This is a genomic window from Pseudoalteromonas sp. P1-26 (genome assembly GCF_001401795.1).
Lineage (GTDB): Bacteria > Pseudomonadota > Gammaproteobacteria > Enterobacterales > Alteromonadaceae > Pseudoalteromonas.
Window position 1 is genome coordinate 1 of record NZ_LKDX01000002.1, and the last position, 13,523, is coordinate 13,523.

The 13,523-nt window shown below is 42.3% G+C and carries 15 protein-coding genes and 1 riboswitch; of the genes, 13 read left to right on the forward strand and 2 right to left on the reverse strand.

Annotated features, from left to right (window positions below; genetic code table 11):
- Positions 1-662 precede the first annotated feature (662 nt).
- The 11 genes from AN394_RS01325 to ung all read left to right on the forward strand — a co-directional run bounded on the left by AN394_RS01325 (position 663) and on the right by ung (position 9,875).
- Positions 663-1,091: an FKBP-type peptidyl-prolyl cis-trans isomerase gene (locus AN394_RS01325; protein ID WP_054562340.1), complete on the forward strand. Its 429-nt coding sequence runs from the start codon at positions 663-665 to the stop codon at positions 1,089-1,091.
- 84 nt (positions 1,092-1,175) lie between these two features.
- Complete coding sequence (locus tag AN394_RS01330; RefSeq protein WP_054562339.1) at positions 1,176-1,793, forward strand: histidine phosphatase family protein; 618 nt, start codon at positions 1,176-1,178, stop codon at positions 1,791-1,793.
- A gap of 12 nt (positions 1,794-1,805) precedes the next feature.
- A riboswitch (cobalamin riboswitch) is annotated at positions 1,806-1,944 on the forward strand.
- A gap of 80 nt (positions 1,945-2,024) precedes the next feature.
- Complete coding sequence (locus tag AN394_RS01335; RefSeq protein ID WP_054562338.1) at positions 2,025-2,855, forward strand: ABC transporter ATP-binding protein; 831 nt, start codon at positions 2,025-2,027, stop codon at positions 2,853-2,855.
- A complete protein-coding gene (locus AN394_RS01340; protein WP_054562337.1) occupies positions 2,848-3,837 on the forward strand; it encodes an iron ABC transporter permease in 990 nt (329 codons plus the stop codon). The genes AN394_RS01335 and AN394_RS01340 overlap by 8 nt, the downstream gene beginning before the upstream one ends.
- Before the next feature lie 3 nt (positions 3,838-3,840).
- Positions 3,841-4,902, forward strand: coding sequence for a nicotinate-nucleotide--dimethylbenzimidazole phosphoribosyltransferase (gene cobT, locus AN394_RS01345; protein WP_055020641.1), 1,062 nt, complete (start codon positions 3,841-3,843; stop codon positions 4,900-4,902).
- Positions 4,856-5,710, forward strand: coding sequence for an adenosylcobinamide-GDP ribazoletransferase (locus tag AN394_RS01350; RefSeq protein WP_235575479.1), 855 nt, complete (start codon positions 4,856-4,858; stop codon positions 5,708-5,710). The genes cobT and AN394_RS01350 overlap by 47 nt, the downstream gene beginning before the upstream one ends.
- Entirely contained in the window at positions 5,707-6,234 is a 528-nt protein-coding gene (gene cobU / locus AN394_RS01355; RefSeq protein ID WP_054562350.1) for a bifunctional adenosylcobinamide kinase/adenosylcobinamide-phosphate guanylyltransferase, read from the forward strand. Before AN394_RS01350 ends, cobU begins: the two co-directional genes overlap by 4 nt.
- Entirely contained in the window at positions 6,234-7,718 is a 1,485-nt protein-coding gene (locus AN394_RS01360) for a cobyric acid synthase (protein ID WP_054562334.1), read from the forward strand. The genes cobU and AN394_RS01360 overlap by 1 nt, the downstream gene beginning before the upstream one ends.
- A 9-nt stretch (positions 7,719-7,727) precedes the next feature.
- Complete coding sequence (gene cobO / locus AN394_RS01365) at positions 7,728-8,327, forward strand: cob(I)yrinic acid a,c-diamide adenosyltransferase (RefSeq protein ID WP_054562333.1); 600 nt, start codon at positions 7,728-7,730, stop codon at positions 8,325-8,327.
- A 1-nt stretch (position 8,328) separates the two neighbouring features.
- Positions 8,329-9,186: a cobalamin-binding protein gene (locus AN394_RS01370; protein WP_054562332.1), complete on the forward strand. Its 858-nt coding sequence runs from the start codon at positions 8,329-8,331 to the stop codon at positions 9,184-9,186.
- A complete protein-coding gene (gene ung / locus AN394_RS01375) occupies positions 9,183-9,875 on the forward strand; it encodes a uracil-DNA glycosylase (RefSeq protein WP_054562331.1) in 693 nt (230 codons plus the stop codon). Before AN394_RS01370 ends, ung begins: the two co-directional genes overlap by 4 nt.
- On the opposite strand, the gene AN394_RS01380 is transcribed toward ung, so the two are convergent.
- Positions 9,876-10,064, reverse strand: coding sequence for a DUF3545 family protein (locus AN394_RS01380; protein WP_054562330.1), 189 nt, complete (start codon positions 10,062-10,064; stop codon positions 9,876-9,878). It abuts the gene before it with no gap.
- A 185-nt stretch (positions 10,065-10,249) separates the two neighbouring features.
- A complete protein-coding gene (gene tal / locus AN394_RS01385; protein ID WP_054562329.1) occupies positions 10,250-11,200 on the reverse strand; it encodes a transaldolase in 951 nt (316 codons plus the stop codon).
- 222 nt (positions 11,201-11,422) lie between these two features.
- On the opposite strand from tal, the gene yaaA reads away from it, so the two are divergent.
- The gene (gene yaaA, locus AN394_RS01390; RefSeq protein ID WP_054562328.1) at positions 11,423-12,202 is read left to right on the forward strand and encodes a peroxide stress protein YaaA; all 780 of its coding nucleotides are present in this window, start codon (positions 11,423-11,425) and stop codon (positions 12,200-12,202) included.
- Between the two features lie 129 nt (positions 12,203-12,331).
- Positions 12,332-13,267: a mechanosensitive ion channel family protein gene (locus tag AN394_RS01395; protein WP_054562327.1), complete on the forward strand. Its 936-nt coding sequence runs from the start codon at positions 12,332-12,334 to the stop codon at positions 13,265-13,267.
- Positions 13,268-13,523 lie beyond the last annotated feature (256 nt).

Here is a 13,523-nt window from a genome sequence, read left to right on the forward strand (position 1 = left end):
CTGACCCCATGCCGAACTCAGTAGTGAAACGAAACAGCGCCGATGATAGTGTAGCAGCTGCTATGTGAAAGTAGGTCATCGCCAGGATCCTATTAAAGAAAGCCCGATTCGAAAGAGTCGGGCTTTTTTGCGTCTGGGAGCTGTCAGCTTTCAGCCGTCAGACGTCATCTGAAGCACAGAGATATCAGAGGTTAGATGTCAGTTGAACTGTGTGGTTGTTTAGTACCGAGACTCCCTCAGCAACATCCCCGTAGGAGGCACTTCAGTGCCGAATTAATAAAGCAAAACATTCATGGCTAAAGCCATTCCTACAAGTACACTTTACCTAAAACCTAAAACCTAAAACCTAAAACCTAAAACCTAAAACCTAAAACCTAGAGCCTAGAGCCTAGAGCCTAGAGCCTAGAGCCTAGAGCCTCCGGCAGAGGAAGACGCAGAACCAAACACCCACACCGCGCGGCTGATCGCTGACGGCTGAAAGCTGATAGCTCTGTGTTGGGTTTCGCTGCGCTCTACCCAACCTACGGCAGACCCTCAAACTTTACTCTTTCTAACTCGTATCTTTCCCCTTTCTTACTTACAACTTTACTCTCGCAAACTTGCTTCCCTAACCTTGTTATGCGATAAAGCGTTTTATATTTGTAATACAATTAAGGTGTGCTGTGTCTCGTAAGAAAACGACCAAGTCAAAAGGCTCTTCAGGTTTAAATCGTAAAAATAGTGAAGCATTTATTGCTAAGTTCTCTTCGCATCCAGATACACATCTATGCCCGTCGGGTTTAATGTATAAAGTGATTGATGATGTTGAAGGAGAACGCATATCAGAATTCGATACAGTGGTTATTAACCAACGTATTATGCTTGCTGATGGCAATGTGATTGCCGACAGTTATAAAGCCGGTATGCCCGAAGTGTTCGCTTTATCTGAAGCTATAGAAGGGTTAAGAGAAGGTTTATTATTAATGAATATCGGTTCTCGCTATGAATTTGTGATCCCTCCAGAGCTTGCTTGGGGTAAAAAAGGTAACGGTGGCAAGATTGGCGCAAATGCAGTGCTACATTTTGACGTTCGTTTAATGCGTCTAGCTTAACTCTCTTCGGATGAGTACTTTAGCATAAGTCGACAGGCTACTTAAAACGCGTTAACGTTCACTATTGGTTTACTGAGGAACATTATGGACGCATTTACTTCACGAGTTTACTTTCTTCGCCATGGTGAAATCGCTACGCCTGGAATTCTTTCTGGGCAAATCGATGTTGGTTTATCTGAGCAAGGCCTTGAACAAATGCGCCAAGCCTCTGCCGAGCTCATACATTTAAATGCCATATATAGTTCACCGCTAAAGCGTTGCTCAGTCCACGCTGATTATTTAGCAAATCAACACTCACTGCATGTACACTATTATAACGCGCTAAAAGAGTTTAATTTTGGTGATTGGGATGGCCAAGATTACCAACAGCTTTGGCAGCAAACGAGTAAGCCTCATATTGGTGATTTTTGGCAACACCCTTGGCAAGTAAAAGTGCCCAATGGTGAATCTATGGCTGATTTTTACGCTCGGGTAGAGGCATGGTGGCACACGTTTTTGCAATCATTGTGTGAATCTAAGCATGAACAGTCATTGGTAATAAGTCATGCAGGTGTGATTAAACAAATTCTCGCTATTGTATGTCAGATGCCAAAACAATCAGCCACGCATTTAAATGTTTTTCACCTTCCTTATGCGGGGCTTATTACACTCGATGTATATATAGATGAACAAGGACAAGCTTGGCCTAAAATTGTTTTTTAGCCATCTAGAGCGATATTCATTGAATTATTTACTTAGCCCGCCATAATACTCATATGCTATGGAATGGAGTGAAATTCTCCAGCTGTTCCCGCAACTGTAATCCATCTAAATAATGGTCAGCCAGATACTTAGCACTAACAATTAATCATCGAGCGGGTCAACTCACATCATTTTCTGGTACTTACCAGTGCTTTCTTGTGCGTTGCGATTACTCGCCAAGAGAGAATAAGCTTGCAACAAAATAGCCTTAGCGCTGCGCCATTAATATCAGTGTCTGATTTAAGTTGGGGTACTGCGAATAAAACGATACTTAAATCAATTAACCTTGAGTTAAAAGCAGGGCAGTTTATCGGTCTACTCGGCCCCAATGGGGCAGGTAAATCAAGCCTACTGCGTTGTCTTTATCGTTACTTGAAACCTCAGCAAGGGGTTGTGCTGCTGAGCGGTCAAGATATTTGGCAAATCAGTGCTGATGAATATGCAAAGCAGGTTGCAGTTGTTTTACAAGAGTCTCCATCGCAGTTTAATTTGTCTTTGTTCGATGTAGTGAGTTTAGGCTTAACACCTCATAAGCGGCTTTTCAGCGCCACGTCTGCCAATGATAAGCTGCGAATATATCAAGCGATAGAGCAGGTAGGTTTGTCTCATCATAGTGAGCAAGCATTTGATTCGCTCTCAGGTGGCGAAAAGCAAAGAGCTCTTATTGCACGCTCTATCGTACAACAACCTAAGTTGCTCATCATGGATGAGCCTACCAGTCACCTTGATGTTAAATACCAAATTCAAATAATGGAATTAGCAAAGTCCCTCGATGTGACAGTGCTTGCCTCTTTCCATGATTTAAATCTCGCAGCGAGTTTATGTGATGAATTATTGGTGATTGATGAAGGGCGTTTGGTTTGTCAGGGGCAACCAAAAGCGGTGCTTACTGAGCAGCTGTTGAGTGATGTATTTGGTGTCTGCGCAGCGGTATCTGCTCACCCGCAATCAAGCTCTGATAAGTTTATTCCGCACATCACTTATTTTTATGGCTATCAGACACAGGAGCATCAAAATGACTGATGCAATGCGTTTAAGTATCTGTGTTGTCGTAGGGCTTATTAGTTGTATTTTAGCATTGAGCTTTGGTGCTGCAAATACGCCACTGAGTGATGTTTTTAATGGTTTGTTTAGCCAAGATAGCGATGAATTTGTGCAGCGTATTATTTGGCAGCTGCGTATGCCAAGAACGGTGCTGGCATTTTTAGCAGGCTCAGGGCTTGCTCTGGCAGGACTAATTTTGCAGACCGTAACCCGAAACCCGCTTGCTGACCCTTACTTGTTTGGTATTTCTTCTGGGGCTTCATTTGGTGTGGTGTGCTTTATAGCCCTAACCGGTGTGAGTTTTGGCTTTAGTATGTCAGTTGCAGCATTTGCCGGAAGCTTACTTTCTATGCTGTTGCTTATTGCTATTGCAGGGCGTCGCCATGTTGGTCAAGTTGAAGCCATGTTACTCGCTGGTGTTGCTTTATCTTTTTTATTTAGTGCTCTGACTAGTCTGCTGCTTTATTTTAGCGACCCTCAAGCTATAACCGCTATTTTGTTTTGGACGATGGGCAGTTTTTCTCGTGCACAGTGGGACACTCTTTGGCTGCCGTTTACAGTAATTATTGCCTGTATGACGCTGATGATTGCATTTCGTCGTCAGCTTAATGCAATGCTGCTTGGTGATGAAAGTGCTGCAACCTTGGGGATTCATGTGCAACGCTTTCGGATCATGATGCTGCTGCTAAGTTCATTAATTACAGCTGTGCTTGTTGCTATGTGCGGTGGCGTTGGTTTTGTCGGCCTGATGATCCCACATATTGTGCGCTACTTTTCACCGCAAGGCAGCAGCCATAACTTAGTTATGACCTCCTTGGTCGGAGGTATTTTTATGGTGTGGGTAGATGTGTTATGCCGAACCCTATTGAATAACCAAGAACTACCCGTAGGTGTGATCACAGCCGCTATTGGTAGCGTGTTCTTTTTATTCTTACTTTATTTTCGTAAACAGAGCAGGTAGCTAATGTTTAATATCATGCCTATTAATCAGCGATTTTCAGCTGTAATTCAACAAAAAATAGACCTCAAAACAAAGCCGTTAGGAGCTTTGGGTCAGCTTGAAAGTTGTGCTAAACAATTAACGCTTATTTTTTCAAAGCAACTTGATAGTGAGCAGGCGCTAGTTGCCTTTAAACCTGTTATTTCAAACCCTTCTCTAGTTGTATTTGCGGGTGATCATGGTGTGGCAAGCCAAGGTGTGTCGATTGCTCCTAGATGCGTTACATCTCAAATGGTGGCAAACTTTGCAGCAGGAAGTGCAGCGATTAATGTATTTTGTCGCCAGCTTGGCTGGCAGCTAGAAGTTGTAGACGCTGGAACACTCAGTACTTCACACAATAAAAGTGTGCATAACCAGCGTTTAGGTGAAATCACTGCACCACTAAATACTGAAATGGCCATGTCACTTAGCCAGGTTGAAAAAGGGTTTGCATTAGCCAAACAGCGAGTTCATTCACTCTATGAGCAAGGTTGTAATACCATCGCCTTTGGTGAGATGGGTATTGGCAATACCACAAGTGCTGCGGCATTAATGGCTGCCTTGTTGTCGTTACCTGCTAGCCAATGTGTTGGTAAAGGCACAGGTGTGAGCGACGAGGTTGTTGCTAAAAAAATTAAAGTTGTTGAGCAAGCCCTTCAATTACACCAAGCTCATTTTAGCGATCCGCTAATGACGCTTGCGGCATTAGGTGGTTTTGAAATTGTACAGATCACCGGTGCTATTTTAGCTGCTGCGGAGCTTGGCATGGCAGTGATCGTGGATGGCTTTATTTGTACTGCTGCAGCGCTTGTTGTAACTCACATTAATGCAAACGCTCGTGATTACATGTTATTTGCTCATGCCTCTGATGAACAAGGGCACAAAGCAATGCTCAATGCCTTGCACGCATCACCTTTATTGCAGCTTGATTTAAGGTTAGGAGAGGGCACTGGGGCTGCGCTTGCCTTACCTTTACTGCAAGCATCTTTGGCGTTTTACAATGACATGGCAAGTTTTGCCGATGCCAATGTTGAGCAAGTTGTCTGATATGAGCGCTGAACAACACACTTCTGACTCTACCCCAAGTCAGTTTCAACTATTTTTACTGGCGCTTAGTTTTTTAACGCGTATACCCGTTAAGTTAAACTTTGCAGTATCGAGTCAGGCACTCAATCAGGCCAGCCGTTATTTTGCATTGGTCGGCGTGATTTTAGGTGTAGTTTTAGCGCTGAGTTTTTTACTGCTAAGTTGGTTATTCCCCGCAGCCATTTCAGTTGCCTTAGTTATGGCGTTTAGCTTGATAATCACAGGGGCATTTCATGAAGATGGCCTTGCTGATGTCTGGGATGGCTTTGGTGGTGGTTGGCACGTTGCAGATAAGCTGAGCATTATGAAAGATAGTCGCTTAGGTACCTATGGTGCAGCGGCGCTTGTGATGGCCTTATTAATTAAATACCAAACACTCGTTGCACTTAGTGAAGTAACCAGTACTGTGATTATTGCACTTGTTTTAGGGCAAAGCTTAAGTCGGGTTGTAGCAACAAGTTTAATTGCAGGTATGGACTATGTAAGTCAGGACGCCACATCTAAAGTAAAGCCAATTGCGATGCATTTAAGCACGCAAAGTTATCAAATACTGCTAGCAACTGGCGGTGCGGTGTTAGCAATTGCATGGTTGTTTTTTGGCTTTACTTTAGGGCAATTATTAATCCTCATCAGTGTGCTTTTTGTTACTCGTTTACTATTAAAGCGCTGGTTTGAAAAACAGTTATCTGGCTACACCGGCGATTGCTTAGGAGCAGCCCAGCAAGTATCTGAGCTTGTTACCTACCTTTGCTTGGTGAGTTTATTATGAGCCAGCAAAATACTTTAATTTTAGGTGGTGCTCGCAGCGGTAAAAGCCGTTTTGCTGAGCAGCTGGCAACAAATTCAAACAAGCCGCTTATCTACATCGCCACAGCCAATGCGGGTGATGAAGAAATGACAGCCCGAATTAATAGGCATCAAGCTGAGCGGGCTAAGCATTGGCAACTTGTTGAAGAGCCTTTGTATTTGGCTAAAGCACTACAACAACATAGCCAAGCTGAAAACTGTATTTTAGTGGACTGTTTAACGCTGTGGTTGAGTAATTGCCTATGCCAGCAGGGTGAAGCATTTTGGCTTGAGCAAAAAGCGTCCTTACTCGATGTGTTATCGCAATTGCCGGGTGAGGTTATTTTTGTCAGCAATGAAGTGGGTCATGGCATTGTGCCGCTCGGTGAATTAAGCCGTCAGTTTGTTGATCATTCAGGTTGGTTGCATCAAGCCTTAGCACAGCAAGTTGCACGTGTTGAGTTTGTGATTGCAGGTCTTGCACAAACCTTAAAAAGAGAACAATGATGAAAACAATAATGGTGCAAGGCACGACCTCAGATGCAGGTAAAAGTACTCTTGTAGCAGCACTTTGCCGGATCTTTGCTGAGCGAGGCATAAAGGTTGCGCCCTTTAAGCCACAAAATATGGCGTTAAATAGCGCTGTAACCGCAGATGGTGGCGAGATAGGTCGCGCACAAGCTTTGCAAGCTGTAGCGGCAAAAGTCCCCGCAGAAGTCGATTTTAACCCTATCTTATTAAAACCTAACAGTGATACTGGGGCGCAGGTAATCGTTCATGGTAAAGCGCTGTCGAATATGGAAGCAGGCAGTTATCACGACTACAAAAAAGTGGCGATGGATGCAGTTCTTACTTCGCAGCAGCGCTTAAGTGAGCGTTTTGAATTACTGGTTGTTGAAGGTGCTGGGAGCCCTGCAGAAATTAACCTGCGCGAAAACGATATTGCCAATATGGGTTACGCCGAGGCGGTAGATTGCCCAGTGATCATTATTGCCGATATTGACAAAGGCGGTGTGTTTGCTCATTTAGTCGGAACGTTAGCCTTGTTGTCAGAATCAGAGCAAGCACGAGTAAAAGGCTTTGTGATTAATCGTTTTCGGGGCGATATTGCGTTATTGCAAGGTGGCCTTGATTGGTTAGAGCAATACACCAATAAGCCAGTACTTGGGGTATTACCTTATTTACATGACTTAGCACTAGATGCTGAAGATGCCGTTGCTATAACTAATCAGGTCGATAAACCGCAATTATGCATAGCAGTGCTGCTACTTCCTCATATTAGTAATCACACAGACTTTGATGCACTGCGACTACAACCAGAAATCGATTTACAGTATGTACGTCATACTCAGGCTATTCCAAGTGTTGATCTGATTATTATACCGGGCAGTAAAAATGTACTCAGCGATTTAGCGTTTTTAAAAAATGAAGGTTGGCATAAACAAATAACACGTCATTTACGCTATGGCGGTAAAGTGCTTGGAGTATGCGGTGGGCTGCAGATGTTAGGTAACTACCTTGCTGATCCACATGCAGTGGAGTCTAATTTAGGCAGCGCAGTAGGGCTTGGGCTTGCTGACTTTGAAACGCAATTAGGGCAACAAAAAATACTAAGCCAAGTCTCTGGCATACTTCATTTAAACAATAGCGATAAAGCAATATCTGGTTATGAAATTCACGCCGGGATCAGCCAAGGGCCAGCACTTGAAAAGCCATTTTTGAGCTTTAATGATCACCCAAGTGGATTCAAAGTAGATGGTTTTATTAGTGATGATAACCAAATAGCAGGTACTTACTTACATGGCTTGTTCGATACCCCTGAGGGCGTATCTGAGCTAATAACTTGGCTTGCAACAAATAACCAAATTAAACCAATTGATATTAATTTAAACCGTGAACAGCAGTTAAGCCGTTTAGCAAACGTGGTAGCAGAGAATCTCGATATTGAACAAATCATCAATATTTATGAGAACTTCAATTTAGAGACATAAGGAACAACAATGAGCGAACAGAATCAAGATAAGCACCAACAACGCCAGCAAAAAGTAAAAGAAAAAGTCGACGAACGGATTGCTGCTGCACAAAAAGAGCAGGGTATTTTTCAGGTTATAACTGGCAACGGTAAAGGGAAATCGACTTCTGGGTTTGGTACTGTTGCACGTGCGGTAGGTCACGGAATGAAAGCAGCTGTGTGCCAGTTTATTAAAGGCACATGGGAGTGTGGTGAACGCAACCTACTCGAAAAAGCAGGGGTTGAATTTGTTATAATGAACACCGGTTTTACTTGGGAAACACAAAATAAAGAGTCAGATACTGCTGCTGCGCAAGTGACATGGCAAGAAGCGAAAAGAATGCTGAAAGATGAGTCGATTAACCTCGTTATGCTCGACGAAATAACCTATATGATCACCTACGGCTATATTGATTTAGACGAAGTGCTAGAAGCAGTTAGCTCTCGTCCTGCTATGCAATCGGTGATAATTACAGGTCGTGGTGCGCACCGTAAACTGACCGACTTAGCTGATACAGTCAGTGAAGTCAGAAACGTAAAACACGCTTTTGATGCAGGGATCAAAGCACAAAAAGGGTTCGATTTTTAATATGAGAACCATCAAGTTTGCACTCTTAGGGGTTTTATTTTATTTACCTGCATTGGCTCAGGCTCATGAAATTAAAGAGCCGCAGCGTATCGTTGCCTTAGCACCGCACATCGTTGAAAACCTATTTGCGATTGGAGCAGGAGAGCGCATTGTCGGTACCGTTGACTATGCAGATTTTCCTCAGCAAGCGAATGATATCGAACGGGTCGGCGGCTATTACGGCATTAACATGGAAAAACTGTTGTCGTTAAAACCAGACCTAGTTCTGGCTTGGAAAACGGGTAACAAAGCCGAAGATCTCGCTTACATTGAAAAATTAGGTATTCCGGTAGCGTACAGCAATCCAAATCAGGTTGATAATGTGGCTGATGAACTACGTAAACTAGGCACGCTTACGCATTTGCAAACCAAGGCAAATAAAGTAGCTAAAGAGTTTGAAACTAAACTCGAAGCTATTCGTACAGCGCAAGAAGGCAAACCGAAAGTGTCGGTGTTTTATCAATTATGGCCTGAGCCGATGATGACAGTTGGTGGAAATACTTGGATCAATCAGCTATTAACTATTTGTCATGCGGATAATGTGTTTGCTAATAGCGATACAGACTACCCGCGCATTAGTATTGAAAATGTATTGGTTGCCAATCCAGAGGTAGTGATTATTCCAGATGAAAAATCGAAAAAGCCTCAGCCTAAAATTGATTGGCGACAATGGCCTGAATTACCAGCGGTACAGCATAACCAGTTTATTAGTGTAAACGCAGACTTATTGCACCGTTTTACAACCCGTATGCTTGATGGTTTAACTGATATGTGTGGTAAAATAGATGTTTCTCGTCAGCAAATACAGGCTTCAAAATGATCGATTGGCAAACATTTCTAGATACCGAGCTTGCTAAGCCCTACATGCAAGAAACCTTGCAATATGTGGCCGATAGACGCGCAGCAGGCGTTACCGTTTATCCGAAAGACGAACAGGTATTTTCAGCTTTTGATGCTACACCTTTAAATGAAGTTAAGGTGGTTATTTTAGGCCAAGATCCTTACCACGGAGAAGGGCAAGCCCATGGTTTGTGCTTTTCGGTATTACCAGAGGTTAAAAAATTACCACCGTCTTTGAAGAATATGTACAAAGAGCTGGCAACTGATATCGATGGTTTTGAGATCCCTCATCATGGCTATTTGCAAAGCTGGGCTGAGCAAGGCGTGTTCTTACTCAACACGGTATTAACTGTTGAGCAAGGGCAAGCTCATTCTCATAAGCACCTTGGTTGGGAAAAATTTACTGATACAGTAATTGCGCTTATTAATCAGCACTGTGACGGTGTGGTGTTTGTGTTATGGGGGGCACATGCTCAGAAAAAAGGTAAACACATTGATACCTCGCGTCATCATGTGATCCAAGGCCCGCATCCATCACCGCTTTCTGCACATCGTGGCTTTTTTGGTTGTCAGCATTTTTCAAAGACAAACCAGCTACTTACTGATCAAAATAAAGCGCCAGTAAATTGGTCGTTGCCGCAAATGCAAAAGGCCCTTGCGGGCCTTTAATTAAAAGTCTAATTCATCAAGCTCAATGCTGTCTGTGAAATAGTCTAACTCCTGTAGTTCTTTGCGAAGTCTATGCTTGTCTTTCAAAGCTTCGATTTCGCGCCATTTTCTCTTTTTATTTTTTGTAGAGGTCTTTTTTGTTTTACTAGGACCTTCTAATATTTCTAAAATATCGTCTAGGCTATCCATGAACTTCTCCTATTGATTTTTTGAACCTCGGAAATACCTATACCACAGGCTGCTCAAAAATAGAATAAAAAAGTGACAATACTGTTACAGAAGTGTGATTGATAGATGAATAGATCAAAGGATTAGTTATTTTAGAAACAAAAACGCCACCTAGCGGTGGCGTTTAAAAAATGCTGTAATTTGAATTACATTGCTTTAAAGCGTGCTTCTAATTCAAGCTGTGCTTGTGCAAAAGAGCGAATACCCTCAGCAAGTTTTTCTGTCGCCATAGCATCTTGGTTATGTAACCAACGGAACTGGCTTTCAGTTAGTGGTGCTGGTTTTTCTTCAACAGTAAAGTCGCTCTCTAGTAGGTACTCTTGTGCATCCGTTAATTGGCCTAACTCCTCTAAAAGACCTGGGCTAATCGTTAACTTATCACAGCCAGTAAGTGCGATGATCTCGCCTGTGTTACGGAAGCTTGCGCCCATAACAACTGTTTTGTAATCGTGGCGTTTGTAGAATTCGTAAATGCTACGTACAGATTGCACGCCTGGATCGTTTAGCGGATCAGTTGGTTTTTCCATACCGTTAGCAACGTGCCAGTCTAAGATACGGCCAACGAATGGTGAAATTAAAAATACATTTGCATCGGCACATGCGCGTGCTTGTGCTTCAGAGAATAACAGCGTTAAGTTACACTTAGTGCCTTCTTTTTCAAGCTGCTCAGCGGCTTTGATACCTTCCCACGTTGATGCAACTTTGATTAGGATTTTATCTTTGCTAACACCTTCTTTTTCGTAAAGGCTTAGTAAAGTGTGGGCTTTATCGATAGTCGCTTGGGTATCAAATGATAAACGTGCGTCTACCTCTGTTGAGATATAGCCCGGTACGATTTCGCTAATTTCTTTACCAATTAATACAGCAAAGTAATCACATGCTAACTCAAGTTGTTTAGCTGCATCTTGCTCGGTTTCTTTGGCATATTGCCACGCTTTATCTAAATAAGGCTTATACGCTTCAATTTCACTGGCTTTTAAAAGTAGAGATGGGTTTGTTGTTGCATCTTCTGGTTGGTGCTTTTTGATAGCTTCGATATCACCTGTATCTGCAACAATAGATGAATGCTGTTTAAGCCTTTGTAGTGCTGAAGTCATTTGCTTTCCTCATTCCAAGCAAGTTAAAAGAAAATCCATTATAGCGGCCTTTATGCTGCAACACTATGACAGTGTTTAATAGGTCAAATGTCCTTAATACAGAAAACTAGAACATTATGTATGAAAAGAACAGCGGATAAAGGCAGGACGAAACAAAACGTGCATTTTGATTCAATTAATGTTGAAATTGACATCAAACAAATTACAAGTCAATAGCTAAGTATGATCACTGTTATTTCACCTGCAAAAAATTTAGATTACGAAACACCAGCCACGACCGATAAATTCACTCAACCTGAATTACTCGAGCACAGCGAAGAGTTAATGTCAGTTTGCCGTGATTTAACACCAGCGCAAATTGGTAGCCTAATGAAAATCAGCGATAAACTAGCTGGTTTGAATGCGGCACGCTTCGCCGAGTGGTCACAGCCATTTACCCAAGACAATGCAAAACAAGCCGTGCTAGCCTTTAATGGTGATGTATACGGTGGCTTAGATGCGCAAACTCTAAGCGGTGCTGATCTTGATTATGCACAGTCGCACTTACGTATTTTGTCTGGCCTTTATGGTGTGCTTAAACCATTAGATTTAATGCAAGCTTACCGCCTTGAAATGGGCACTAAGTTAGAAAACCCACGTGGTAAAAACTTATATGAGTTTTGGGGCAGTGTTATCGCCGAAAAGCTAAATACAGTGCTTGCTGAGCAAGATAGCAAATACTTGGTAAACCTTGCTTCGAATGAGTATTTTAAAGCGGTTGATAAAAAAGCATTAAACGCACAAATCATCACTCCACATTTTAAAGACTGTAAAAACGGTCAATATAAAGTGATTAGCTTTTATGCGAAAAAAGCTCGCGGCATGATGGCACGTTACATCATTGAAAATAAAATCACCCAATTAAGTGATTTAAAAGATTTCACTGTGGCGGGTTATTACTTTAGTAGCGATGCAACAACAAAAGAATTAGAGCCTGTTTTCTTACGAGAAGAGCAGAACTAATTTTTTAGTAAAATGAATTAGAAGAGCCGTGCTTAGCACGGCTTTTTTATGGTTTTAATACTCTAAATTAGAAATGGCGTTCATCTTGCTAAGTACTTTGTTGAGCAATTAATTCAACAAGGTACAAAAATGTTAAAAATTCCGACAGTAAGTGAAGCCGAAAAGCTGATAGAAGAAAAACTCGGTGGCTGGGTTGATATCATCATAAGCCATATTCCAAACTTTATTGTCGCAGTAATTATTACTATCGTGTTTTCATTGCTGGCGCGTATCGTTGGGTCAATGCTCAGAAAGCTATTACGCCGCTCGTTAGAGTCATCGCAAATAGCAGACTTAATGTCATCGATAGTAAAAGTCATCGTGTTATGCGTAGGCTTATTTGTAGCCCTTGATTTCTTGGGTCTTAGAGGCACTGTCACCTCATTACTTGCTGGTGCTGGTATCGTAGGTCTTGCAATTGGTTTTGCCTTTCAGGACATGACAGAGAACCTTATAGCGGGTATTGCCATGGGTATTCGCAAACCATTTAAAACAGGTGATGTAATCCGCACCGAAAGCGTGTTTGGTACCGTTAAGGCGATTAACCTTAGAAATACCCTCATTGAGAACTTTTATGGGCAACTTATCTTAGTGCCTAATAAGATTCTATTTAGAAATATACTCAGTAACTACAGTACCTTAGGTGTGCGTCGTATCGAAGTGCCTGTAGGTATTTCGTATGCTGACGATCCAGAACAAGCCGCTGAGGTGATTGTTAAAAAAATCAATGAGTTTGATTTTGTGATTAAACAAGAAGAAACCGCCGTTTACGCCGAAAGCTTTGGTGATAGCAGCGTTAACTTACTAGTTTGGTTTTGGATTAAATACCCCGGCGAAGCAGATTTCATGACCGTTCGCCACAAGGCTGTTGTGGCAGTTAGAAACGCTCTAAGCGAAGCTGACATGACCATCCCATTCCCAATCCGCACGTTAGATTTTGGCATCAAAGGCGGCGAGAAATTAAATGCCATGATAAGCGAAAAACAGCAAGATAAAGACGCTGAGGCACCGCAAACCGATGAGTAAAATTTACTGACTCATCGGCGTGATTTACACAGGGAAGTGTTTGAGGGGTGGGGGAGAGTTTATTTTTGACTAGATAAAGTGAATGGTTTTTGCCTCTAAAAACTTTTTGTCCAAATACAAGCTTGCTCTCACTTTTACTGTTTATTAGAAATGATTGGCGTTTTATTTGTTAGAAATTAACCCTCGCGCGAAATAAATTTCACGCCTACGGTGAGCTATTTTTGACTTAGAGCTTAAAATTTACGGTTTAAAGCTG